The sequence below is a fragment of the Selenomonas sp. FOBRC9 genome (genome assembly GCF_000287655.1).
GTDB lineage: Bacteria > Bacillota > Negativicutes > Selenomonadales > Selenomonadaceae > Centipeda > Centipeda artemidis.
Genome location: NZ_ALJR01000032.1, coordinates 1 through 23456, shown reverse-complemented (window position 1 = coordinate 23456; position 23456 = coordinate 1). Strand labels below are relative to the sequence as shown.

The window sequence follows — 23456 nt, the reverse complement described above, 5'->3', positions numbered from 1 at the left end:
GCAAAAAACAATATGGCGGTGAAGTTTTTTTTGTGATATACTTGCAACGTTTCTACAATAAATAAACAAAGGGACTGACAGCTATGGCAAGAATGTTAAAAAAGCTAAAACAAAAGAATGCACCGCAAAAGGATACGACGCCTGCGCCGCCGACGGGCAAGGGGTATCTCATTCTCGGCATTGTGCTCTTCACGCTGACGCTGACGATTGCTGGCTGGGAGATGTTTGATATGACAAGCCGTGCGATGTATGTCCTGCTGACGATTTCACTCGGACTTACCTACACGAACCGCTACCACGGGCATAAGCTCAGCGAGACGCAGCGTATGCTCGTCACGCGCGGAAGCTTCGTGACGATCGGGCTTGCCGCTGCGCTCTTCTTCGTCGAGCTGTATCAGAGGTACGTCGCATGACGGATGCACAGCTTGCACAGCTCAAGCGAAAACGCGATCTGCACATGGTGCTCCCCGTCTTTCTCGTCTCGGTCATCGCGTGTATCGACCGCGTGAACATCGCCTATGCAAAACTGACGATGGAGCAGGATCTGCCGTGGCTGACGCCCGAAATCTTCGGCATGGGCGCGAGCATCTTCTTCGTTGGCTACCTCATCTTCGAGGTACCGGGCGCGCTCGTCGCGGCGCGGTTCTCCGCCGCAAAGTGGATCGCGCGCATCATGCTCACATGGGGCATGGTCTCGGCATCGCTCGCCTTCATCGAGTCCGAGACCGGCTTCTTCGTCTGCCGCTTCCTGCTCGGCGCGGCGGAGGCAAGTCTCTATCCTGTGATCTACTCCGTTCTCTTCCCCGCATGGTTTACGGAGCGCGAACGCGCACGCGCGACCTCGCTCATGCTCACGTCGCTCATCATCTCGACGATCATCGGCGCGCCGCTCGCGGGGACGCTGCTGGAGATTCCGCTCTTCGGACTGCACGGCTGGCAGGTGCTCTTCGTGCTTGAAGCAGTACCGGCGGTGCTCTTCGCCTTTATCTTTTTCTTTTGGGTCAAGGATCACCCGACGCAGGTGTCCTGGCTCACCGATGAGGAAAAGACCTATCTTACAAATACCATTGCAGGAGAACTGCACACGGTACAATCCGCCCGCAAATACACGGTGTGGCAGGCGATGTCCGATCCGAAGGTACTGCGGCTCTGTCTCATCTATTTCCTGTGGGTCATCGGGTTCTGGGGCTTTAACTTCTGGATGCCGACGGTGCTCAAAAGTCTCTCGGGCTGGTCGACGGCATTCCTCGGTTGGGCGATCGCCATTCCGATGGCTGCGGCGCTGCTCGTTCAGGTGCTCGTCGGCATGTCCTCGACGCGCACGGGCGAAAAGATTTGGCATGTGGCGGGCGTGCTCTTTGTCGGGGCAATCGGGCTTGGTTTCAGCCCCTTCGCCGAAAGCCCCGCCGCCGCGCTCTTCCTCATCTGTCTCTCCGCAGTCGGCATCTATGCATCGATGGGCGTGTGGTGGACGATCCCGACAACATTCCTATCGGGTCCCGCTGCCGCGGGCTCGATCGCGCTCATCAACTCCTGCGGCAATCTCGGCGGCTGGGTCGGTCCCTATATGATGGGCTGGATCAAGACCAACACAGGCTCGTTCGATCTCGGCTACTACCTCATGGGCGCGTTCATGTGCGGCGCAGGGCTGCTCGTACTGACGATCCGGCGGGGCAAGGACTAATATCGGCTGTCAAATTACATAAAAGCGCACAAAAAGGCTGCCGCACGGAACGGAACACATTCGTGCAGCAGCCTGTTTTTACGTTCTTTTTTATTAATATCCCAGCGCGTGCGCAATCAGGACAAGCACAACGCCCGGGATGCCGAATATGCCCGCAACAAGCGCCTTGAGGAAGGTGATCTTGATGCCGACGCCAAAGAGGTTAATCCCCCATAGGATGATGGCGCCAATGATGCTGTTCGTGATAAGTTTCCATAAAATATGAAACGGCAGCGCAATCAGTTTGCCCAGAATGCAGAACAAAACAATGGCAACGGCAACGCCTGCAATAATATCTATCTAAATCTCCCTCCTGTTCTCCATCGCGCGCGAGAGCGTCACCTCGTCGGCATACTCAAGGTCGCCGCCGACCGGCAGTCCGTGCGCGATGCGCGTAACGCGTACGCCCATCGGTTTCAAAAGTTTTGCAATATACATCGCGGTCGCCTCCCCCTCGACATTCGGGTTCGTCGCCATGATGACCTCCTGCACATCCGTAGTTCCAACGCGCGTCACCAGTTCCTTGATGCGGAGGTCGTTCGGTCCGACGCCTTCGAGCGGCGAGAGCGCACCGTGCAGGACGTGGTACACGCCGTCGTAGTCGTTCATGCGCTCCATCGCCGCGACGTCAGGCGGCTGCTCCACGACGCAGACGACGCTGTGATCGCGTTTCTCCGCCGTGCAGATGGCGCAGGGATCGGTGTCCGTGAGATTAAAGCAGGTCGAGCAAAATCCGATCTTCCGCTTTGCCTCGACAATGGCGGACGCGAGCCTTTGTGCGCGCTCCATATCCATGTCAAGGACATGATAGGCAAGGCGCGCCGCCGTCTTTGCCCCGATGCCCGGGAGTGCACGGAACTGCTCCATGAGCTGCGTGAGCGGTGCGATGTGCTGCATTTAGAGGAGTCCCGGCGGCAGCCCCAGCCCGCTCGTGAGCTTGCCCATCTCCGCCGCCATCATATCGTCTACCTTCTTCGTCGCCTCGTTGAATGCCGCCGAGAGAAGATCCTGGAGCATCTCAATGTCCTCAGGATCAACCGCTGCAGGTGCGATAATAAGACTCTGCACCTGTTTCTCCCCGTCCATAACGATCTTTACCGCGCCGCCGCCCGAAGAAACCTCCACCGTACGGCGCTTCAGATCATCCTGCATCTTCTTCATCTCATTCTGCATTTTTTGAACTTTTTTCATCATACCGGCCATATTGCCGCCGCCACCAAACATATGCATTCTCCTTTTTTCTACCAATATGGTATAGCCTAACAAAAAGCGCGGGATGCGTCAAGTCTCTTCGTCATCCGGCAGCTCGTCAAACATTTCCGCCTCCTCATCCGGCGTCGGTTCGTAGGTGTCGTACGGCACGCTGCTCTCCTCGGGTACTGCACGGGTCGGAGCAGCGGGAGGGGCAGGACGATCCTGACGCGCCGGTTTTTCGATCTCCTCGACGCGCGCTCCCGCCCCTGCAATCGAGAGCAAATCCTTCACCTGCGCGGGATATTCCGGTTGCTGCGGCGCCGCCGGGATCGGCACGCTCTCCTGTTCCTCCTCGTCTCCCGTGCAGACGACCTCCATGGCGCGCCCGACAAGCTTTGTCATGACCTCCTCAAAGATGCCGCGGTGCCGTTCGCGGATAAACTTCCGCGCGATATCACGCGCAGGACGGATGAAAAACTGCCGCTCCGTCATGCCCTCATAGGCAGCCCCTGAAAGGAGTGACGCCGCGAGTTTATCCCGCACCCCAAGCTGTGCGGAAAAGCGCTGCCAAAGCTCCATATCGAGTGTGCGCTGCACCTTTTCTGCAGCCTCGGGGGGCTTTGCCGCGGCGGCTTTTCCCCGGCTTTGCGGCGCACGTGCGGCGGGCAGCTTTACCGCCTTCGGGGAGGCGGCGGATGCAAGAGCGGCAGGAGCGGATACAGTACCGCTCCGCACTGCGGCGAGTGCCGCCGTGAGCTGCTGCACCTGTGCCTCGAGACGCGCGATGCGCCCCGTATCGACAGACGGCTGCTGCGCTGCAGGCGCAGTATGCGTTCCGCTGTCCGCCGGCGTGAGGGATTCGCGGCAAAGCGAGAGCAGCAGTGTCTCCGCCGTGATCCGCGGCTGCGGGGCCGTGCGCATCTCTTGAAGCGTTTCGCTGATGCGGCGCAGGATGTTCATAATCTCCGGCTGTGAGAATCGTGCGGCATCTGCGCGCAGCTGCTCTGCCGCTGCCTCCGTCCCCGAAAACTCTGCCGCAAAGGACGCGCCGCCAACGCCCGCAATCATCAGCGCCCGGAAATGCAGGGCGAGTTCTACAAAGATGCGGTTCAGCTCCCGCCCGCTTTGCAGCAGCTCACTCAGCCCCGCGAGAAGTCCCGAGCCATCCTTATCAGCGATCTGCACAGCGAGCTGCGCAATGCGCTCCTTGCCGACGAGTCCGAGCGATTCCTGCACCTGCTCTGCGGTCAGCGTTCCCTCCGCGAGTGCGCTGCACTGGTCGAGGATGGAGAGCGCGTCCCGCATCCCGCCGTCCGCCTGCGCTGCGATGATGGAGAGCGCGTCGTCATTCGCTGCGATCCCCGATTCCCTGCAGACATAGCTCAGCCGCTCCCGAATCTCCGCGACAGTGATGCGGTGAAAGTCATAGCGTTGGCACCGTGACTGTATCGTTGCGGGGACTTTGTGCGGCTCAGTCGTTGCGAGAATGAAGAGTACGCTCGGCGGCGGCTCTTCGAGCGTTTTGAGCAGCGCGTTGAACGCCTCCGTCGTCAGCATATGCACTTCGTCGATGATATAGATTTTGCAGCGTCCCTCGGTCGGCGCGAATTTTACCGTCTCGCGCAGATCGCGGATCTCGTCGATGCCGCGGTTCGACGCCGCGTCGATCTCAAAGACGTCCATGGACGACCCGTCCGCAATCGCGCGGCAGGATTCGCACTGCCCGCAGGGCGTGAGCGTCGGCCCTTGGGCGCAGTTCAGAGAGCGCGCAAGGATTTTTGCCGTGCTCGTCTTGCCTGTGCCGCGCGGTCCCGTAAAGAGATAGGCGTGGCTCGTCTGTCCCGATGTCACGGCACGCGAAAGCGTCCTGCTGATATGTTCCTGCCCGACGAGATCGGCAAAACTCGTCGGGCGCCAGCGGCGATAGAGCGCAACATAGGACATGGGGCATCCTCCTTCCCTTTAGGAAAAACCACAAAAACAAAAAAGCAGCCTCCCGGCTGCTGTAACGCACGATTTCTCCCACGGCAGACCGCAGTTCCCAGGTGTCCTCGCGGCACATGAGGCTGACCGCTTACCGCTGCTTCCTTCCGGACCTGACGGGGTTCACAGGGCTCCATTGCGTGAGACCAAGGCACTGCAGCCCGCCCTGAGAAAAATCAATAAAAATGGCGGAGAGTGAGAGATTCGAACTCTCGGTACGGTATCACCGCACACACGCTTTCCAGGCGTGCTCCTTCAACCACTCGGACAACTCTCCACGTGCTCTCAAAAGCTATTCACTTCCGCAACATTGGATAGTCTAGCATGGGAGGGGAAGTGTTGTCAAGAGTAAATTAGACGTGACGCGGGATTTTAGGCGTACATCGTAACGCGAAAGTTTGAATGCATAGCTAGCCCCCTCCGGTGACCACCGCAAGGAAGCTACCGGCTTTACGAAATCCTATCCACCTATGCGCCCCCGTAGTGGCGCCGCGCTGCTGCGCCCTGTAACAAGTTATGGCGGCGTAACAATATGACACAGTTATGTGCCAAAAGCCCACTTTGCGTCGATGAGTAAGTGGCGCGGAAGTTTCGATGCATAACGAGGAATGAGGAGGACACAAGGGAAGGCGTAGTAAAAAGCTACGTCGACCGCAGTGTCCGACGACATGACAAAGTTAGGCGCGAAAATCCCGCGTCACGTCTCACGCTAAGACGCGGGAAAGACGTACAAGTTCCGGATCCAGCGTCTTCTTATTATTCACCGCCTCAAAGAGGTTTACGCTGACGACTTGTCCCTCGTTGAAGCTGAACACGACGTCGTTGATGCCCGAAATGACGGCGAGTGCCGCCTTTTCGCCGAGCATGGACGCCTTGATGCGATCCTCGACGGTCGGCGATCCGCCGCGTTGGATGTGCCCAAGGACGGAGACGCGCGTATCAATTTCGGTCTTCTCGCTGATGATCTTACCGATCTCGATGGCGGAACCCGCCCCCTCCGCGACAACGATGATGCTGTAGCGTTTGCCGCGGTCATACATCTCCTGCAGTTCGATGCTGATCTCCTCGAGGTCGTAGGCGACCTCCGGCACGAGTATGAACTCCGCCCCGCCCGCGATGCCGGACATCATGGCAAGCCAGCCCGAATGCCGCCCCATGACCTCGACAAGGATGATGCGGCGATGCGCGGATGCTGTATCACGCAGCTTGTTGATGGCATCCACGATGGTGTTGCACGCCGTATCACAGCCGATGGTATAATCCATGCCCCAGACATCGTTGTCGATTGTTCCCGGGAGCCCCACGATGGGCATCCCCGTCTCGCGGCTCATCATCGAACCGCCCGTGAGCGATCCGTCGCCGCCGATGATGACGAGCCCCTCGATGCCGCGTTTGCGCAGATTTTCAAACGCTGTTTTGCGCCCCTCGGGCGTCATAAATGACTTGCTGCGTGCCGTTCCGAGAAACGTCCCGCCGCGCTGGATGAGATCACTGACGCTGCGCGTCGTGAGCTGCTCAATATCGTCGTGCACCATGCCGCTGTAGCCGTTGTGCACTCCGTAGACCTCGACACCCTCATAGACGGCAGTGCGCACCACAGCACGCGCCGCCGCATTCATCCCCGGGCTGTCGCCGCCTGAGGTGACGACCGCAATGGCCTTTTTCAGCATAAAACATCCCCCGTCCCATATCCAAACTGCCCTGCGTACACAGAGCCGATGATTCCTGCTCCTATTCTACGAAAGGAGGCACAAAAAGTAAAGGCTTTCACAGAAAAAACCTTTCTATGTCAGTCCGAACCGAATTATTTTCAACTCATTATGCCGAAACTGCCTTTAGGTACTTGACTTATAGTTTGCTCCATCGCTTATAATCCCCATAATAAAGGAATTTTTTGCGCGGAAAGGATTGGTTTCATGACAATAAAAGAAGTCAGTAAGAAGTACGGCATCTCAACGGATACGCTGCGATACTATGAACGCATTGGACTTTTTCCGCGCATCAAACGAACGGAAAGCGGCATCCGCAATTTTGATGAAGAGGCGTGCGAATGGATTGCGTTCATCAAGTGCATGCGTGACTGCGGCGTGCAGATCGCACCGCTCACGCAGTATGTGGCTCTGTCTTTTGTCGAGGGAACGGAGCTCGAGCAGCTCAACATTCTAAAAGAGCAGCGCACCCGGCTCCATACCCAGCGGGATGAGCTGGATGCGACGATTGAACGGCTCAATAAAAAGATACAGCATTATGAGGATGTGCTGAACGCACAGCGCTGAGGATAGCTCTCGTGTGTGAAACGCCGGCATTCGCCGGCGGGCACAGATGAAAAATATCGGCAGGAACAATGTTCCTGCCGATATTTTTATTGCTATACCTTAAATTTCCCAACCAGCCCGTCAAGCTTTGCGGAAAGTCCCGATAGATGCTCTGCAGCGGCGGCAAACGCCTGCAGTGAAGCGCTCTGCTGCTCAATGGCTGCCGCCCCCTCCTCGGTGCAGGAGGCAATATGCTGTGCCGCTTCGGCGATGTCGTTCGTTGCCGCCGACGCGCTGTCTGCGCACGCACGCGTCAGCTCGGCAGCGGTGATAAGAGCGCCGCTCCGTGCGGCTGCTTCGATACCGCCGATCTGCTCCTGCATCAGTTTGACCTGCGCGGCAATCCCCGATACGCTCGATGCGAGCGTTCGAATGTCGTCGTTCTGTTTCTGCGTGCTGTCCGCCATATCCGTGACCGCTGCAGCCGCATATTCTACGGCGCTGCTGTTTTCGATGCTTGCCTTCCATAAATTCTCAGCAAGCGCAGAGACCTCCGCAGAGCATTCCTGCGCCTCCTTCACGATGCGGCGCAAATCGGCAACGAAATTGTTAAAGCAGCTGACGATACGTCCAATTTCATCCTCCCGATCCGCGTGGAGCTTCTGCCGCAGATCGCCCTCGCGTCCCGCAACCCTCGCAAAGGAAAGCGTAAGCGCCGCGAGCGGGCGGAGCATCTGCGTGATAATGAGATAAGAAGCTCCGGCAAAGATGATAAGTGCCGCGAGGAGTATACCGAGTCCAATATGCTCCGCCAAGGCGATCTTTTCCCGGTTCACATTGTCATAGGCGCGTACCAGCTCGTTCACCTGTTCTGCATATCCGTTGACCTCAACGGCGACCTTCATCTCCGCTGCCGCGCGCGCTTCGGGTGCTGCGGCATCCGCCGCGGCGAGCACATCGGCGCGGTAGGATGTCCAAATCGACTTGACATGCGCGAGCTCCCTCTGTACATCGGCATCGGCGGCGGGACGGAGGCGCAGCTCCTCATCGCCATGCTCCAGCCCCTCAAGTGTGCGGTCACACTCGCCAATATACCGAAGCATCTCGCCCCGAATCCCCGCCGCCTCCATAACGTCAGCATGAACAAGACGCGATGAGAGCCACGCAAGCCGATAGACGCGCATACGGAGGACGCCCGCGTTATTCACCGAGGGCGAATCCGATTTTAACTGCTCTAATACGAAAAAATTAAGCCCCACGAGTCCTACAATGAGTGCAAATAAGACAACAAGCGTCGCCCGAAGCTTACTTCGTATCATCATATTTTACTTCCCCCAAAATCATTCTGATTCAATGACTTTCTCTATGAACCGCATTATAGCATAAAAAGTATGTATTGTGATGCTATTTTATAATAATTGCGCGCATATCATATAGAAAAACGGTCATAGAAGCGCATATCTTCTATGACCGTCGTATTACATTATAATTTAGAGTGAAACGAGTTCCCGCAAACGTCCGAAATCGATGTAGGTCTCCGTCTCCGGATGCTTCTTCAAATACCCTTGGTGAGAGTCGTCCGCCGGCTGAAAGGAGGTCAGGCGCTCCATTGTCGCGTGCATGACGCGCCGCGCGTCGGCGTTGTGGTTCGGATCGTTGAGCACAAGCGCTTCGCCCGTGTCGGGGCAGCGTCCGCGCCCCGCGAGAAAGGTCATGTGCAGGGAAACGAGCGGTTCATCCTCGGCGCTCTCGTAGAACACGCCGGCACGGTACGCGGCGCCGCGCACATAGCCCTGTCCGTCAATGCTGTACGGGGTGACGACGGCAAAGAGGAGGTCGAGGATCTGCGAGATGTCGATCTTCTTTGGATCGAACGCGATCTCGATGCCCATGCGCCCCCCTGCCGCGCCGGTCGCGACGTCCTCGTGACGCGCATTCTCCGCCGCATTGATATAGCCCGTGCGGACGGAGATGATGCCGCGCCGCCCGGCGAATACTTCCTCCAGCTCGTACATATCCGCGCCGGAAAGACAGATGCGTTTGGTCACGGTGTTCACCTCCTTTTAGTTCGTAAACAGATCGACCTGCCGCGATGCCGCGCGGTGAACGTCAAAGACGCCGAGGAGTTCGGCAACCGCCTGTGTCGGCGAGATCTCCCCGGAGATGACAGCATCCTTGATTTCGGGCATACGGCCGCGCACCACGGCATCCTCGAAGAAGAGATTGTGCAGATGCTCGTCGATCATGCTGTTCATCCAGTCGAGGAGCTGCCCCTCGCGTCGTTTTTTCCAAACGCCGCTCTTTTCGGTGCGCTCGCGGAAGGCACGAATGACCGTCCAGAGTTCGGCGAGTCCCGTCTTTTCGATCGCCGAGGCGAGGTAGGCGTGCGTCTCCCAGCCCGGGGTCGCGGGACGGATGAACTCGATCATGCGCTCATACTGCCCGCGCGCAACACGCGCCTTGAGGAGGTTGTCGCCGTCCGCCTTGTTGATGACGATGGCATCCGCAAGCTCCATGATGCCCTTTTTGATGCCTTGGAGCTCGTCGCCCGCGCCCGTCAGCACGACGAGCAGGAAGAAGTCAACCATGGAGCGCACGGTTGTCTCGGACTGTCCGACGCCGACCGTCTCGATGATGATGACATCGTAGCCCGCTGCCTCGCAAAGCAGCATAGTTTCGCGGCTCTTGCGCGCGACGCCGCCGAGCGTGCCGCCCGCAGGCGAGGGGCGAATGAACGCCTCGGGACGCCGTGAGAGCGTTCCCATGCGCGTCTTGTCGCCGAGGATAGAGCCTTTGGTCACGGAGCTGGTCGGGTCGACCGTGAGGACGGCAACACGATGCCCCGCGTCGCAGAGCATGTTGCCGAATGCCTCGATCATGGTCGATTTGCCCGCGCCCGGCACACCGGTGAAGCCGACGCGCAGTGCCTTTCCTGTGCGCGGCAGAAGCCGCTGGAGCACGCGCTGAGCGAGCTTAAAATGCTTGCTGCTGTTGCTTTCGATGAGGGTGATGGCGCGCGAGAGCGTCATGCGGTCGCCCTTTTCGACGCCTGCAACATAGTCGTCCTCGGTCATGACGAGACGACGGCGCGGGCGCGCCTCTCCGCTCATAAGCTTCGGGTTGATATTGCCAACCGTGAGATCCTTGATGCCCTCGATGCCGCCCATGACCGTAGTCGTGAACTTCTCATCGGCGCCCTCGGGTACCCAGTCGGGGCGTTCAGTGGTATAGCTATGATGTTCGTCGCTCATAATTCCTCCTTTCCTTGGGCGGGACGCGATCTTTCGCCCCGCCTTCATATCTCTATACGAGATATATGGATGTGCTTCTCATGATTCTTTTGGTATGATTCCCCTTCGCACTTGTGCCGCCGTCGCTTGATCCGGGGCGGAAGCTTTGATGCATCGCGCGAAATGAGGAAAACGCGAGGAAGGCGTAGTCAAAAGCCTACGTCGACGAAGCGTTTGACGAAATGACAAAGTGAGGCGCAAAGATCCCGCCCCGGTCGAATGCGAAAAAGGCTATTGCACGATACAACTTCGTGCAACAGCCCCCTTCCGCTGCGGTCAGCCCGCAGCTTCTTCCTTCGCCCGATCGATGAGGAGCGTCAGAAGTTTAATCCCTGCTTCCGGAATATTCGTGCCCGGCGCGAAGATCGCGACGGCGCCGTGTTCGTAAAGGTTGTCATAATCCTGCACCGGAATAACGCCGCCGATGCAGACCATGATATCGTCGCGTCCAAGTTTGTGGAGTTCGTCAACCAGCTGCGGCAGGAGTGTGTTGTGTCCTGCAGCGAGCGAGCTGAACCCGACCATGTGAACGTCGTTGTCGACCGCGTCCTGTGCAGTCTCCTCCGGCGTCTGGAAGAGCGGCCCCACGTCGACGTCCCAGCCCATGTCGGCGAAGGACGAGGCGATGACCTTCTGTCCGCGGTCGTGTCCGTCCTGTCCCATCTTCGCGACGAAGATACGCGGACGGCGACCGGTGAGCTCTTCGAACTCGTCCGCCATCTCGCGGGCGCGCTCGAGCTCGCTCTTGTCGGTGAACTCGGAGGAATAGACACCCGAGATGGTGTGAATGACCGCCTGGAATCGCCCGGAGACCTTCTCGACAGCATCGGAGATCTCACCGAGCGATGCGCGGACGCGTGCCGCGTCGACAGCCGCTTCAAGCAGGTTGCCGTTGTCGCGGGATTCCGCCGCCTTTGTGATACCCTCGAGAGTGCGGCGTACATCGTCCTCGTTGCGCTCGCGGCGCAGTTTTTCGAGACGCTCGATCTGTGCCTGACGCACCGCCGTGTTGTCGATCGCGAGGATCTGCAGCGGGTCTTCCTTCTCGAGACGGTACTTGTTCACGCCGACGATGCTCTCGATACCGGAGTCGATCTGCGCCTGGCGGCGTGCGGATGCCTCTTCGATACGCATCTTCGGCAGCCCTGTCGAGATCGCCTTTGCCATGCCGCCGAGTGCTTCGACTTCCTGGATATGCGCCCATGCACGGCGGATGATCTCGTTTGTAAGAGCCTCAACGTAGTAGGAACCGCCCCACGGGTCGATGATCTTGCAGACGCTCGTCTCGTCCTGGATGTAGAGCTGCGTGTTGCGTGCAATACGCGCGGAGAAGTCTGTCGGCAGCGCGATCGCCTCGTCGAGTGCGTTCGTGTGCAGTGACTGGGTATGTCCGAGCGCCGCGCCCATCGCCTCCATTGCCGTGCGGGCGATGTTGTTGAACGGATCCTGCGCCGTGAGCGACCAGCCGGATGTCTGACTGTGCGTACGCAGCGCCATGGACTTGTCGTTCTTGGCGTCGAAGGACTTGACAATCTTCGCCCAGAGCACGCGCGCCGCGCGCATCTTTGCAATCTCCATGAAGTAGTTCTTGCCGATCGCCCAGAAGAACGAGAGACGTTTTGCAAAGTCGTCGACGGCAAGCCCTGCCTTGATGCCCGTACGGATGTACTCGAGACCGTCGGCGAGCGTGTAGCCGAGCTCGATGTCCGCAGGCGCGCCCGCCTCCTGCATATGGTAGCCGGAGATGGAGATGCTGTTGAACTTCGGCATGTACTTTGTCGTGTACTCGAAGATGTCGCCGATGATGCGCATCGACATATCGGGCGGGTAGATGTAGGTGTTACGCACCATGAACTCTTTCAGAATGTCGTTCTGAATCGTTCCCGCCATGATCTTCTTGTCAACGCCCTGCTCTTCACCGGAGACGATAAAGAATGCGAGAACGGGCAGAACCGCGCCGTTCATCGTCATGGAGACGGACATCTGATCGAGCGGGATGCCAGAGAACAGGATGTTCATATCCAGCATGGAGCAGACCGAAACGCCCGCCTTGCCGACGTCACCGACAACGCGCGGGTTGTCCGCGTCATAGCCGCGGTGGGTCGGGAGGTCAAACGCGATGGAAAGACCTTTCTGACCTGCGGCGAGGTTGCGGCGATAGAATGCATTGGATTCCTCCGCCGTGGAGAAACCTGCGTACTGACGCACCGTCCACGGACGGAACACATACATCGTGGAGTAAGGTCCGCGCAGGCACGGCGGAATGCCGCTCGCGAAGTCGAGGTGACTCATATGCGCGTATTCATCGTGATCGTAATACGGTTTTACAGGCACGCGCTCCATCGTCTTGTGCGTGAGCGCGTCGAAGCTGCGTCCGGTCGATCCCTCAAAGAGGGCGCGCCACTCCTTGGAATCTGCGGAGGGGCTTTCGCCGAGGCTCATGCCTGTAAAATCGGGATTCGTAAATCCGGCCATTAGGCAATCATCCCTTTCTTCTTCTGGAGGCGCTCAAGCGTCTCATAGCAGTTTGCCTTCACGGAGATGTACTCGTCGATGCCCGCGTTGTTGTAGGTCTCGAGGAGATCCTTCGGCGCAGCGCCCGCAAGGAACACGCGCGCGTTCGGGAGTACTTCGTGGAGCTTCGGTGCGAGTGCGGGAACGATCTCGGGATAGGTCGCATCCGTCGAGCAGATGACGACCGCGTCCGCGCCGCTCTTGCCTGCAGCTTCCGCCGCCTCTTCGACCGTCTTAAAGCCGTCGTTGCCGAGCACTTCGAATGCGCCGACCTGCAGGAAGCCCGTGGTGAAGTCCGCGCGCGCCTTGTGCTGCGGGATGGGCCCCATGTTCGCGAGGAAGATCTTGACGTTGTCGTTCTTCTCCGCCTTGTAGTCCTCAGTGCGGCGGCGCAGCGCCTCGAAGCGCTCGCTCCAGCGGTGCGGCGCGATAGCGTCGACCTCTTCGGACGCCGGTTTGCCCTCGATGACCGCAGCCATGAGTTCCGCGATGGTCGCGCCGGCAAATGCCGCCTCGACGCCGTTCTCGACGGTAGGCGCGCTCCTGAGCGCTGTCAGCGCGTCTTTGCAGTGCTTCACATCAATGTCGGCGAGATATGCGTCGATATCGGCGGCACGCTGCTGTTTCAGCGCCACCGTATCCTCTTCGCGGCGGTCGAGCAGGGTCTCCGTCATGTTCGGATACATGTTGTTGCCGACGATGCGATCCTTGCGCACATCCGCCTTCTTGAAGCGGTCGGCAAGGATCTTCGCGATCTCTTCCTGCACATAGCCGCTCTTTAAGGCCTCGACGATCCCGCCTTTGCCCTCGATGGTCTGGAACTCCGCCCAGATGCGTTCTTTCATCTGCCGCGTCAGCGACTCGACCGCCCACGATCCGCCTGCGGGATCGATCGGCTGGAGCATCCCGAACTCCTCTTGGAGCATGATCTGGATGTTGCGCGCAATGCGCCGGGAGAATTCGTCGCCCTTACGGATCGGTTCGTCAAACGGTGCGCTCTCGAAGGAATCGATGCCGCCGACAACGCCCGAAAAGATCTCCGTCGTATTGCGGAGCATGTTGACGTACGGGTCGTAAACGGTCTTGAAGAAGAGCGCGGGGCGCGCGTGAATGCGCATCTTCTGCGATTCCGCGTTCCCGCCGAACGCCTTGACGATCTGCGCCCAAATCGGACGCACCGCGCGCAGTTTCGCAATCTGGAGGAAGAAGTTCGCGCCCATGGAGAACCCGAACATGATCTGCGACGCCGCGTCGTCAACCGTGAGCCCGCGCTCACAGAGCGCACGCAGATACGCCGTCGCCGTTGCGAGCGAGGAGGCAATCTCCTGCACGTCGTTCGCACCGCCGTTGCTGTAAACATCGCTGCGTACAAATACGGTTTTGACATGCGGCGCGTTCTTCACCGCCCATTTTGCCGCCGCCGCCATTGCATCATACTGTGCGCTGAGCGACGCGCCGATCTTGCCGCGTGCGGCGAGCTCGCCGATGGGGTCGGCGCCGATGACGCCGCGCACGCCCGACATATCCTCCCCTGCCGCACGGCGTGCCGCCGCGACGAGCGAGAGAATCGGCAGAGCCGCTGCGCCCGCGTAGACATAGAGCGGGAATTTGCCGAGATCGAGTCCCTCGAGCAGCGTGTGCATATCGTCGACTGTCGTCACACTCGTGCCGAGGTCACCGACATGTTCCGCCTCGCGCGCGTCGACGCCTTTGCGTGACGCACTGTCGAGGACGATGTGGTAGATGGTCGAGCCCTTGTCATTCTCATGGCGGAGCAGCTCGTTGTTCTCCTTGGGCAGGGTCTCGTCGCACGCCTGGGCAATGCCCCAGGGCTTTCCGATGTAGCCCGCCGCATCCACACCGCGCAGGAAGTCGCCCATCCCCGGCATAACGCTCTTGGGCAGGATTTCCTCCGTGTGCTTCTTCGTGTACATAGGCTCGAATGTGATGCCCTCGTAGGTTTTCGTGAACATCACCTTTTCGAACGGAGCTCCCTTGAGCAGAGCTTCGCACGCAGCTTTCCACTCCTCGTCGGTCGGCGGAGTGAATTCATCGAGCGGAACGTCGGGGAAATCCTCGACCTCAGCCGATTTCTTCAGAAGCTGCTGAAGTTCTTCGTCGCTTGAGCGCTCTTTTTCTTCCGGCATAGTACGTCCTCCTTTGTATGATAAGGGAAGCTGATGAACTCAAACTTCTCTTAAAAAACTGCGGTGAGGCAGTTTTTTTATAAAAAAAACACCCCGAGCTTCCACCCTCGGAGTGACCTCCATAACGGAGATAAATGAGAACTGAAAAGATGAGCAATGTTTCCCCAAGGGGTGTATACCGCCCCTTCATCCCGGGGAAATCGCTATGCACGGAAGCTCATCTTCCCATGCACACCGATCTCCTCGGGACATGCTCACGCACCGTATGGCAAGCGAAAAGCCCGCCCCACACGTTGTGCAGGACGGGCTTCCGATATCGTCACTCAGTTCTCATCTAATCCGATCTCTTGGCTGCGCCGGATTTTCGTTTTGAAGCGAACGATTCGTAATCCCCATCCCCATCACTCGTAGGTCAAACGGTGATTGTCAATCAGGCAGTTCTCCTGGCTTCAGTTCATCGCTCGCCTGCGCCTTCCCAAGGATGTTATCCCCAGTGACTGTAGATGTGTCCCATCTACCTTGCAGGTTCACTCGCTGTTACAGTGGCGTGACCGCTCCGGCTTATACCGGATTCCCTATTAAGTTCGGTTGATGTCCGCATATATGCGACGCATCTCCCTACACCTGATCCAATCCATATGAAGTTTTTATCGTACGATAGTATAGTAGCACTGATGAACGCTCTTGTCAATAAAAAATCGCGCGATTTTTGTGTCGCGCGAAAATTTTATTATTCGAGTACGTAGACCTCGACGTTGCGCCGTCCAAATTGGATTGCTTCGTCGTAGCTCTCCATGCAGAGATCAATTTTTTGTCCGACGATGGCGCCGCCCGTATCCGCGGCGATCGCCTCGCCGTAGCCCGGGATGTAGAGGCGCGATCCGAGCGGGATCACGTTCGGATCGACCGCGACGACACCGCGCCGCGCCGGGATGCCGCTGGCCGTGATGCCGCTGCCGCCGCCGTCGCTCGGCAGGTATGCCGAGGCATGCATGGTATATGCCGCACGGTAGCGCGGGATGCCGCGGCTGACACGCTCTGCCTCGCGTTCACGTGCGCGGCGGGCTTCGGCTGCCTCCGGCTTTTCCGTCAGCATAATCGCAAGATGTTCCGTGACAGGGGCATCCACACCCGGTGCCGCGTCGATCTCGTTCATATTATAGCCGTACTCCGCCATGACGTCGCCGACCGTGCGGCTGCTCGTCATGACCTCCTGCGTATCACCCCAAAACGAAATTGTCACAGGCACCGCACGGCGCACTTCGATTTCGGTGCGGCGCCGGTCCTCGCTTCGAAACACCTCGTAGGTGTCCTTCTCACCGAGTTTTACGCCGAGTTTGGCAAAAATATCCTTGGGTTTCGTCTGTACCGTCATATCGGTGAGGGTCTGCCCGTCAACATGCACGCTGACGCGGTGCATGTTCTTCGGAAAGCCGTTCATCGTGAATCCACTCGAGAGCAGCATCATGCCGCCGAGCATGGCACAGAGCATCGTGTTTTTCTTAGTTTGAATGAAATTCCCTACTGATTTCAAACGCATAGAATGCCCCCTTTGTTTGAAAGCATTTTCCCACTTTAAGCTGAATTTTTCATGAAGAATGGGACGTGGATACGAATTGATAGCGTTTTTCTGTTCTTGCTCTCCACAACCTAGGATTTTCTTCCCAATACAAAAGCCCCGCACCACCGTTTTTGCAGCGACGCAGGACTTATAAATCAGACAAAACAATATTTAGTTGTTCAGTTTCGGATAAAGCCGCAGGGCGTTTTCCGTCGTGTAACGCGCGACCTCCTCGATACTCTCGCCGCGCACTTCTGCGATCTTTGCCGCCACATGAACGACGTAGGCGGGCTCGTTGCGCTTGCCGCGCAGTGGAACGGGTGCGAGGTAAGGGCTGTCCGTCTCGATGAGGAGGCGGTCGCGCGGTGCTTCGCGCACGATGTCGGGCAGCTTTGCCGCGTTCTTATAGGTGAGCGGGCCGTCAATGCCGATGTAAAAGCCCATCTTCCAGAGTTCCCGCGCCATCTCGAGACTGCCGGAGTAACAGTGCAGGACGCCCGTCAGTCCCTGCCCTTCCTCCTGTAAAATGCGCAGCGTATCGCCGTGTGCCTCTCGGTCATGGATGCAGACGGGGAGCTGTGCCTCACGCGCGAGATGCAGCTGCGCGGCGAAGAGTTCGCGCTGGGTAAGGCGACGGTCGGCATCCTTTTCCCAATAGTAATCGAGACCAATCTCGCCGATGGCGACGACCTTCGGATGCCGCGCCCACGCGAGGAGACGGTCGCGCATCTCATCCGTCAGCGGAGCGGCGTTCTCGGGGTGAATGCCGACAGCGGCGTAGAGTGCGGGATGTGTCTCGGCATCCGCCACGACCTGCGCGGACGCTTCCATGGAGTCCCCCATGCTGACGATGCGCGTCACGCCCGCCGCCGCCGCGCGGACGATTGTCTCCGACAGATCGTCCGCGAACTTCCCATCATAGAGATGCGCATGCGTGTCGATGAATGCGGCGCTCATATGATTTCGATCCGCGGGAAGAGCTGCTCTGCTGTGCCGACCGTGTGACCGTCCGCGACGCGCCCCCAATGCGCGATGTCCGCGAGCTGCACCGCGTCAAAATCATCCGCAAAACCGAGCTGCGCATGGATGCGCCGCGCGGTCACGGGCATGAACGGCGCAATGAGGATGCTCGTGATGTGGAGCGCTTCGACGAGATGATAGAGTACGGAGTCGAGTTGCCCCGCCTTCGCTTCGTCTTTCGCGAGTGTCCACGGCGCAGTCTCGTCGATGTATTTGTTCGTACGTGCGATAAACGCCCACACGGTGCGAATCGCCGGGGACAGCTCCATCGCTTCCATCTGCGCGGTATAGGTTTTGACTGTCTCCGCCGCCATTTCCTCCAGCGAAGCGTCGAACGCCGTCTCTCCCGTGCCTTTCGCAATCACGCCGCCGCGGTATTTCTTCGCCATGGAGAGTGTGCGGTGGAGCAAATTGCCCAGGTCGTTCGCCAGATCGGAGTTGATACGGTTGATGAGCGCGTCGCGCGAAATATTGCCGTCCTGCCCGAGCGTGATTTCACGCAGAAGGAAGTACCGGATCGCATCCGCGCCGAACTCCTCGATAAGCGCGATCGGGTCGACGACGTTGCCAACGGATTTCGACATCTTCGCGCCGTCGACGATGAGCCAGCCGTGCCCGTAGACCTTTTTCGGCAGCGCGAGACCGAGCGCCATGAGCATACATCCCCAGATGATCGTATGGAATCGTACGATCTCCTTGCCGACGAGATGCACGTCGCACGGCCAGTATTTCCGGAATGTTTCTTTATCGTGCATATAGCCGATCGGTGTCAGATAGTTCGTGAGCGCGTCAAACCACACATAGACAACGTGCTTCGGATCAAACGGCACGGGAATCCCCCAGTCGAACGACGTGCGCGAGACGCACAGATCCTCGAGTCCCTGCTCGATGAAGCTGATCATCTCGTTGCGCCGCGAGACGGGTTGGATAAAATCGGGGTGCTCCTTGATATACGCAAGCACGCGATCCGCGTACTTGCTCATGCGGAAGAAGTACGCCTCCTCGGAGACTTCCTGCACGGGGCGATGACAGTCGGGGCAGTTGCCGTTCTCGTCGAGCTGCAGCTCCGTCCAGTAGCTCTCGCATGGCGTGCAGTAGAGCCCCTTGTACTCCCCCTTGTAAATATCTCCCTGATCGTATATCTGTTGGAAAATATTCTGCACAAGCTCATGATGGCGCTCCTCCGACGTGCGGATGAAATCGTCGTAAGAGATGCCGAGCAGTTGCCACAGTTCTTGAAAGCCTGCGACGATGCGGTCGACATACGCCTCCGGCGTGACGCCCTCCTTCTCCGCCGCCTGCTGAATCTTTTGCCCGTGCTCATCCGAACCGGTCAAAAAAAATACGTCGTATCCCGCCAGCCGCTTGAACCGCGCGATCGTATCGGCAACGGTCGTGCAGTATGCGTGCCCGATGTGGAGCTTTGCGCTCGGGTAGTAAATGGGGGTGGTGATATAAAACGGCGTCTTTTCACTCATTGTAATTCCTCGTTTCGCTCTGTTTTCTTTATAATAGTACCACAGCAGACATTGTCCCGCAAGTGAGCCCCGACCGCCATGTTCATATCTGTTTTGCACCCGCCCCCGTCAGGTTTTCCACCGTCACACTGCTGAGAGTCTCCTCTATGAGTGCGTCCATGTTCTCCGCCGATGCCGGATAATAGGCGGTCACCATCCACATGACGGGCTCCCGCATCACGACAAGGGCAATCTCGCGCACATCGCCGTCCTTCGTCCGGACGGTGCTGTCAAATTCCCGTGCAAAATTGCCAAGATCCGTGCGGTTCTTCGTCTCCATGCTAAACCCGCCGCCGACACCCTCCCGTTTCTGACGCGCCGCGTCGGCAAGCATCATGGCGAACCCGTACGCTGATTGGACGATAGATTCCTCGTTTCCGCGTATATGCGCCGCGTAGAAATTCTCATCCATATGCATACAGGCGACGCAGAAAACGAGAGGAGCATCTTGATTGAACGATATATAAACGTCGAGTTTTTCCCCATTCCCCCGCGCAGCGAACTCCTTTGAGGAGAGATCGAGCCGGTAAGGCTTCGTGAGCGCAATCTTCGGCACGAATCGCAGCACGTGCCGCTCCGATACGATGCGCAGAGACGTCCCTGCAGGTTCGACGGGAAGTTGCTCGCCGGCGCCGACCGGCGCTGAGGAGGCGCCATGTCCCTCCCCTGCCGCCGCAGGGGACGGCACATCCCTTTCCGTCGCCTGTGCCGCAACGTAAGCGTCAAGATGAGGGACGTTTTCCAGCCACGGCGGGCGCGCCGCGTTCGCCGTGGGAGGCGCGCACACAAGATAAAACGCCGCCGCGGCGGATAAAATATGTCGTATGTCGTACATTGTCTTCCCCTTCGTTAGAGTTTGCCGTCCGAGGCGTCTCCAACACGCACCGTCGTAAATATATCGCGCACGCGCGCAAGATCCTCCGCCGATGTGCCGACGGGGCAGGACGCCTCGACAACCCACAGGACAGGATCTTGTGCGATAAAGAAAATATAGTTATGATCGTCGACTTTCTTTTTATGATCCGTCACATCATATTCAAAGAGGAGCGCCCCGTCGCCGACCTGTGCCTGGCCGACCGGGACTGGGCTGAACGCGCGCAGCGTCGCCCCCGATTTTGGATCGTCCTCTATGGAGCGCATACGGAAGACGTAGTACGCTCGGATGAAGCGCATCTCATTGCCGCGTACATGCTGCGCATAGAATTTCTCACCAAATGAGATATGGAACACGCCGAACTCGACGCTTCCGGGGATCTCCGTCGTATAGCCGATCGTTTTCGGCATATCTTTCCCGTCGGATATCGTGTGTTTCCGAAGCGGCGGAAAAGGAATCGCTGACCGCAGACTAAGAACGCGGTGATCCACCGCCACATGGAAATACTTCTCGGCATTCTTGTCCGCGGCGGGAGCCGCGCTCGCTTCTTCGATACCGGGCGCGACCGCCTCTGCAGCGGAACCATTGGCGAATGCCGCCGTCGGCGTAAATACGAGTGCGACAAAGAGCGCAACAATTCGTAATGCCCCTGTGTTCATCATCAACCATCCTCCTCTTTCTCTCCAAACGAACCAACCGCACCGATCTGATCCGTCGTATGCGTCCCTATTTTTTTCTCTAAGAGCGTCTTGTAAACGTCACGCCGCGCAATGCCTAGCTCCTGCGCCGTGCGGCGCATCGCTTCCTTCTTGTCCATGCCCGCCGCCACATGCGCCGCATAGCGCGCCTCGAGATCGGGTGCATCCACGCCGCCCTCCTTCGGTGCCTGCTCCTCCGCGCCCGCGACGACGATGACGAATTCCCCGCGCGGTTCGTTTTCCTTATAATATAGCTCAAGTTCTCCAAGCGTCATGCGGAGGAACTCTTCAAACTTCTTTGTGAGTTCGCGCGCGGCACATGCTCGGCGCTCCGCGCCGAGCTCTGCTGCGAGCAGCGCGAGTGTCTCGCGCAGACGGTGCGGCGCCTCGTAAAAGACGAGCGTCTCCGGATAGGTGCGTACACGCGCGAGGAGTTCCTTGCGATGCTTCGCCCTGCGCGGGAGGAATCCGACAAAAGTAAAGCCCTCGAGCGGAAGCCCCGCGCAGATGAGTGCCGAGAGCGCGGCGTTCGCCCCCGGCAGCGGCGTCACCGCGATCCCCTCCACGATGGCACGCCGCGCGAGATCGGCACCGGGGTCGGCGATGCCGGGCAGTCCCGCATCGCTGACGCAGACGATCGTTTTGCCCGCCTTCAGCTCCTCGATGAGGAGCGTCCCTTTTTCCGCCTTGTTGTGCTCGTGATAGCTCGTCACCCTCACATGAATATCGTAGTGTGCGAGCAGCGTGCGCGTGCGGCGTGTGTCCTCCGCCGCGACGAGATCTGCCGCGCGCAGCGTCTCCACCGCACGGTACGTCATATCGCCGAGGTTGCCGATGGGCGTCGCGCAGAGGTAGAGCGTTCCCGTTCCTGCCACATAGATCCCTCGATTCTCTATAGTCTCCTCTGTGTTATAGCGGACGCGCCGCCCCTTGTCAAGCGAAAACTACGGCTCCCGTTCCCGATGGTGAGGTGTGGACGGCAAACAAGAAGCAGCCGCCCGCGAAAGCGATCGGCTGCAAAAAAGGTTTCGAAAAGGTTTTACTTGAACCTGAGTTCTGCGTTCGACATTCTGAGATACTGCCCGTCCTTGACCGTGATCTCTTTCTCTTCCTTGATGGTCTCATAGTCGATCGTGTCTTTCTCTGCACGCGTGCTCGAGGAGGTGATCTCAACATAGCTGTCGGTACCCGTCTTTTTGACTTTGTAGGTGCCCGCGGGCAGATCCTTGCCCACGCGGTACATGCCCGCCGGCAGGACGCCGTACACAGCCTGAGCCGCTCGCGGAACCTCATGCCGACACGCGGTACATGCCCACCGGCAGGACGCCGTCTTTGGGCTCTACCTTCGGCGCGGCGGCAAGCGTATAGACGGTCGCGTTGAGCACCTCGATATATTGACCGTCCGCAACGGTGATGATGCTCCGCGTGGTAAACATATCGCTCGCCACGGAACTGTCGAACGAGCTGCTGTCATCCTTCGCCACATCGATAAAGCTGTTGCCCTTGCCGTTCGAGACGACGATGTATTCGCCCGCTTTGAACTCCCCGCCGACCTTGTACTTTCCGTCGTTGTAGGTTCTCTTGTCATTCGAATCCTCTTGGAACGCCGCGGCTGTTGACCCGCCGGAGGATGCGCTGTCGCCGCCGCAGCCCCCGAGAATACCGGTACTCGCGATAAGCACAGCACCAAAAAGCACCGCAAGGAATTTTTTCTGAAACAATGTCGTCATAGATATTGCCTCCTTCAAATAGAAATTAAGGAAACACTGATAAATTCTTATGTTGCGCAACTCTGCCTCGAAAGATTACAATAGAGAAAGACAATAAACGATGAGGGAGAGACAAAAATGGTGCAGCAAACATTTACAGACATGGAATACGCAAACCGTAACAGAACAACAAAGCGTGAAGCCTTCCTGGATGCCATGGAATCCATCATCCCTTGGAAAGAATGGATGGAACTCATTGCGCCGTTCTACGTCCAGAAAGAGCGTGGCAGGAAGTTAATCCCGCTCGAAACGATGCTGCGCATGTATCTCATGCAGAACTGGTTCGGTCTCTCGGACGAGGGAATCGAGGATGCAATCTATGACAGCTATGCCATGAAGCGCTTCCTGAAGATCGACTTCTCCATCGAACGGACACCGGATGCTACGACACTCCTGCACTTTCGACACCTGCTGGAAAAGCATGACATCACCCGCAAGATGTTCGATGACGTGAAAGAGCGGCTGGACGCCGCAGGACTCATCATGCACGGCGGTACAATCGTTGACGCCACCATCATCCATGCACCAAGCTCGACCAAGAACGCCACGAAGACCCGCGCCCCTGAAATGCACTCCGTCAGGAAAGGGAATCAATGGTTCTTCGGCATGAAGATTCATTCCGGTACGGATGCGGCAACAGGCTACGTTCATACAATCACAGGGACAGCAGCCAACGGGCATGACATCGTGCAGGCGCACGCATTGATCCGAGCGGATGAGCACAGCGTCTATGGGGACTCTGGGTATCTCGGCGTGGAAAAGCGCGCAGAAATCCTTGAAGATCCTCATCTATCGAGCGTGGATTACCGTATTGCGAAAAGACCTTCACAGAACCGCACAACAAAGGCGTATGCAGGAGTCAACTGGGACAAGAAGATCGAACACGAGAAAGCTTCCATCCGCTGCAAGGT

Annotated in this window: 22 protein-coding genes, 1 tRNA gene and 1 riboswitch; of the genes, 4 read left to right on the top strand and 19 right to left on the bottom strand. The window is 58.2% G+C overall.

Features of this window, described 5'->3' with window-relative positions; genetic code table 11:
* Positions 1–83 precede the first annotated feature (83 nt).
* A complete protein-coding gene (locus HMPREF1147_RS08330; protein WP_009349583.1) occupies positions 84–413 on the top strand; it encodes a hypothetical protein in 330 nt (109 codons plus the stop codon).
* Positions 410–1684 (top strand): MFS transporter, encoded by a 1275-nt coding sequence (locus HMPREF1147_RS08325; RefSeq protein ID WP_009349582.1) that lies wholly within the window; start codon positions 410–412, stop codon positions 1682–1684. The genes HMPREF1147_RS08330 and HMPREF1147_RS08325 overlap by 4 nt, the downstream gene beginning before the upstream one ends.
* 93 nt (positions 1685–1777) lie before the next feature.
* On the opposite strand, the gene HMPREF1147_RS08320 is transcribed toward HMPREF1147_RS08325, so the two are convergent.
* The 6 genes from HMPREF1147_RS08320 to pfkA form a co-directional block, all read right to left on the bottom strand.
* Positions 1778–2023 carry a pro-sigmaK processing inhibitor BofA family protein gene (locus tag HMPREF1147_RS08320; protein ID WP_037350110.1) on the bottom strand — a complete coding sequence of 82 codons (246 nt, stop codon included), beginning with the start codon at positions 2021–2023 and terminating at the stop codon, positions 1778–1780.
* Complete coding sequence (gene recR / locus HMPREF1147_RS08315; RefSeq protein ID WP_009349580.1) at positions 2024–2620, bottom strand: recombination mediator RecR; 597 nt, start codon at positions 2618–2620, stop codon at positions 2024–2026.
* Positions 2621–2947, bottom strand: a complete 327-nt coding sequence (locus tag HMPREF1147_RS08310) for a YbaB/EbfC family nucleoid-associated protein (RefSeq protein WP_009658469.1) — start codon at positions 2945–2947, stop codon at positions 2621–2623.
* 57 nt (positions 2948–3004) lie between these two features.
* Positions 3005–4861: a DNA polymerase III subunit gamma/tau gene (gene dnaX, locus HMPREF1147_RS08305; protein ID WP_009658485.1), complete on the bottom strand. Its 1857-nt coding sequence runs from the start codon at positions 4859–4861 to the stop codon at positions 3005–3007.
* A gap of 225 nt (positions 4862–5086) precedes the next feature.
* Positions 5087–5177: transfer RNA gene (locus HMPREF1147_RS08300), tRNA-Ser, on the bottom strand.
* A gap of 427 nt (positions 5178–5604) precedes the next feature.
* Positions 5605–6570, bottom strand: coding sequence for a 6-phosphofructokinase (gene pfkA, locus HMPREF1147_RS08295; RefSeq protein ID WP_009349577.1), 966 nt, complete (start codon positions 6568–6570; stop codon positions 5605–5607).
* 246 nt (positions 6571–6816) lie between these two features.
* Between pfkA and HMPREF1147_RS08290 the strand changes: the two genes are divergently transcribed.
* Positions 6817–7176, top strand: a complete 360-nt coding sequence (locus tag HMPREF1147_RS08290) for a MerR family transcriptional regulator (RefSeq protein ID WP_009658490.1) — start codon at positions 6817–6819, stop codon at positions 7174–7176.
* 92 nt (positions 7177–7268) lie between these two features.
* On the opposite strand, the gene HMPREF1147_RS08285 is transcribed toward HMPREF1147_RS08290, so the two are convergent.
* The 13 genes from HMPREF1147_RS08285 to HMPREF1147_RS08225 all read right to left on the bottom strand — a co-directional run bounded on the left by HMPREF1147_RS08285 (position 7269) and on the right by HMPREF1147_RS08225 (position 22506).
* Positions 7269–8477 carry a methyl-accepting chemotaxis protein gene (locus HMPREF1147_RS08285; protein WP_009658475.1) on the bottom strand — a complete coding sequence of 403 codons (1209 nt, stop codon included), beginning with the start codon at positions 8475–8477 and terminating at the stop codon, positions 7269–7271.
* A gap of 168 nt (positions 8478–8645) precedes the next feature.
* Positions 8646–9203: a peptide-methionine (S)-S-oxide reductase gene (locus HMPREF1147_RS08280; protein ID WP_009658482.1), complete on the bottom strand. Its 558-nt coding sequence runs from the start codon at positions 9201–9203 to the stop codon at positions 8646–8648.
* A gap of 15 nt (positions 9204–9218) precedes the next feature.
* Entirely contained in the window at positions 9219–10406 is a 1188-nt protein-coding gene (meaB, locus tag HMPREF1147_RS08275) for a methylmalonyl Co-A mutase-associated GTPase MeaB (RefSeq protein ID WP_009658470.1), read from the bottom strand.
* Positions 10407–10721: 315 nt separating this feature from the next.
* Positions 10722–12920 (bottom strand): methylmalonyl-CoA mutase, encoded by a 2199-nt coding sequence (scpA, locus tag HMPREF1147_RS08270; protein ID WP_009349572.1) that lies wholly within the window; start codon positions 12918–12920, stop codon positions 10722–10724.
* The gene (locus tag HMPREF1147_RS08265) at positions 12920–15106 is read right to left on the bottom strand and encodes a methylmalonyl-CoA mutase family protein (protein ID WP_009658477.1); all 2187 of its coding nucleotides are present in this window, start codon (positions 15104–15106) and stop codon (positions 12920–12922) included. Before HMPREF1147_RS08265 ends, scpA begins: the two co-directional genes overlap by 1 nt.
* Before the next feature lie 415 nt (positions 15107–15521).
* Positions 15522–15749: riboswitch (cobalamin riboswitch) on the bottom strand.
* Between the two features lie 87 nt (positions 15750–15836).
* Complete coding sequence (locus HMPREF1147_RS08260; RefSeq protein ID WP_009349568.1) at positions 15837–16646, bottom strand: G5 and 3D domain-containing protein; 810 nt, start codon at positions 16644–16646, stop codon at positions 15837–15839.
* Between the two features lie 192 nt (positions 16647–16838).
* Positions 16839–17624, bottom strand: a complete 786-nt coding sequence (locus tag HMPREF1147_RS08255) for a TatD family hydrolase (RefSeq protein ID WP_009658494.1) — start codon at positions 17622–17624, stop codon at positions 16839–16841.
* A complete protein-coding gene (gene metG / locus HMPREF1147_RS08250; protein ID WP_009658495.1) occupies positions 17621–19165 on the bottom strand; it encodes a methionine--tRNA ligase in 1545 nt (514 codons plus the stop codon). Before metG ends, HMPREF1147_RS08255 begins: the two co-directional genes overlap by 4 nt.
* An 82-nt stretch (positions 19166–19247) precedes the next feature.
* On the bottom strand, positions 19248–20039 hold the full coding sequence (locus HMPREF1147_RS08245) for a hypothetical protein (RefSeq protein WP_009658489.1): 792 nt from the start codon (positions 20037–20039) through the stop codon (positions 19248–19250).
* 14 nt (positions 20040–20053) lie between these two features.
* Positions 20054–20740: a hypothetical protein gene (locus HMPREF1147_RS08240; RefSeq protein ID WP_009658483.1), complete on the bottom strand. Its 687-nt coding sequence runs from the start codon at positions 20738–20740 to the stop codon at positions 20054–20056.
* Positions 20740–21651: a 16S rRNA (cytidine(1402)-2'-O)-methyltransferase gene (gene rsmI / locus HMPREF1147_RS08235; protein ID WP_009658498.1), complete on the bottom strand. Its 912-nt coding sequence runs from the start codon at positions 21649–21651 to the stop codon at positions 20740–20742. Before rsmI ends, HMPREF1147_RS08240 begins: the two co-directional genes overlap by 1 nt.
* A 164-nt stretch (positions 21652–21815) precedes the next feature.
* Positions 21816–22043, bottom strand: a complete 228-nt coding sequence (locus tag HMPREF1147_RS08230; RefSeq protein ID WP_009658493.1) for a hypothetical protein — start codon at positions 22041–22043, stop codon at positions 21816–21818.
* Between the two features lie 22 nt (positions 22044–22065).
* Positions 22066–22506: a hypothetical protein gene (locus tag HMPREF1147_RS08225; protein WP_009658474.1), complete on the bottom strand. Its 441-nt coding sequence runs from the start codon at positions 22504–22506 to the stop codon at positions 22066–22068.
* Between the two features lie 117 nt (positions 22507–22623).
* Between HMPREF1147_RS08225 and HMPREF1147_RS08220 the strand changes: the two genes are divergently transcribed.
* The coding region (locus tag HMPREF1147_RS08220) for an IS5 family transposase (RefSeq protein WP_009658487.1) at positions 22624–23456 on the top strand (833 nt) is incomplete at its 3' end.

What these genes read in the sequence shown, in the direction of transcription:
- dnaX (WP_009658485.1), bottom strand. Translation starts at nt 4,861, where the DNA reads ATGTCCTATGTTGCGCTCTATCGCCGCTGGCGCCCGACGAGTTTTGCC.
- HMPREF1147_RS08325 (WP_009349582.1), top strand. Translation starts at nt 410, where the DNA reads ATGACGGATGCACAGCTTGCACAGCTCAAGCGAAAACGCGATCTGCAC.
- HMPREF1147_RS08290 (WP_009658490.1), top strand. Translation starts at nt 6,817, where the DNA reads ATGACAATAAAAGAAGTCAGTAAGAAGTACGGCATCTCAACGGATACG.
- HMPREF1147_RS08245 (WP_009658489.1), bottom strand. Translation starts at nt 20,039, where the DNA reads ATGTACGACATACGACATATTTTATCCGCCGCGGCGGCGTTTTATCTT.
- HMPREF1147_RS08260 (WP_009349568.1), bottom strand. Translation starts at nt 16,646, where the DNA reads ATGCGTTTGAAATCAGTAGGGAATTTCATTCAAACTAAGAAAAACACG.
- HMPREF1147_RS08240 (WP_009658483.1), bottom strand. Translation starts at nt 20,740, where the DNA reads ATGATGAACACAGGGGCATTACGAATTGTTGCGCTCTTTGTCGCACTC.
- pfkA (WP_009349577.1), bottom strand. Translation starts at nt 6,570, where the DNA reads ATGCTGAAAAAGGCCATTGCGGTCGTCACCTCAGGCGGCGACAGCCCG.
- HMPREF1147_RS08310 (WP_009658469.1), bottom strand. Translation starts at nt 2,947, where the DNA reads ATGTTTGGTGGCGGCGGCAATATGGCCGGTATGATGAAAAAAGTTCAA.
- HMPREF1147_RS08225 (WP_009658474.1), bottom strand. Translation starts at nt 22,506, where the DNA reads ATGACGACATTGTTTCAGAAAAAATTCCTTGCGGTGCTTTTTGGTGCT.
- meaB (WP_009658470.1), bottom strand. Translation starts at nt 10,406, where the DNA reads ATGAGCGACGAACATCATAGCTATACCACTGAACGCCCCGACTGGGTA.
- scpA (WP_009349572.1), bottom strand. Translation starts at nt 12,920, where the DNA reads ATGGCCGGATTTACGAATCCCGATTTTACAGGCATGAGCCTCGGCGAA.
- HMPREF1147_RS08255 (WP_009658494.1), bottom strand. Translation starts at nt 17,624, where the DNA reads ATGAGCGCCGCATTCATCGACACGCATGCGCATCTCTATGATGGGAAG.
- recR (WP_009349580.1), bottom strand. Translation starts at nt 2,620, where the DNA reads ATGCAGCACATCGCACCGCTCACGCAGCTCATGGAGCAGTTCCGTGCA.
- HMPREF1147_RS08265 (WP_009658477.1), bottom strand. Translation starts at nt 15,106, where the DNA reads ATGCCGGAAGAAAAAGAGCGCTCAAGCGACGAAGAACTTCAGCAGCTT.
- HMPREF1147_RS08330 (WP_009349583.1), top strand. Translation starts at nt 84, where the DNA reads ATGGCAAGAATGTTAAAAAAGCTAAAACAAAAGAATGCACCGCAAAAG.
- HMPREF1147_RS08285 (WP_009658475.1), bottom strand. Translation starts at nt 8,477, where the DNA reads ATGATGATACGAAGTAAGCTTCGGGCGACGCTTGTTGTCTTATTTGCA.
- metG (WP_009658495.1), bottom strand. Translation starts at nt 19,165, where the DNA reads ATGAGTGAAAAGACGCCGTTTTATATCACCACCCCCATTTACTACCCG.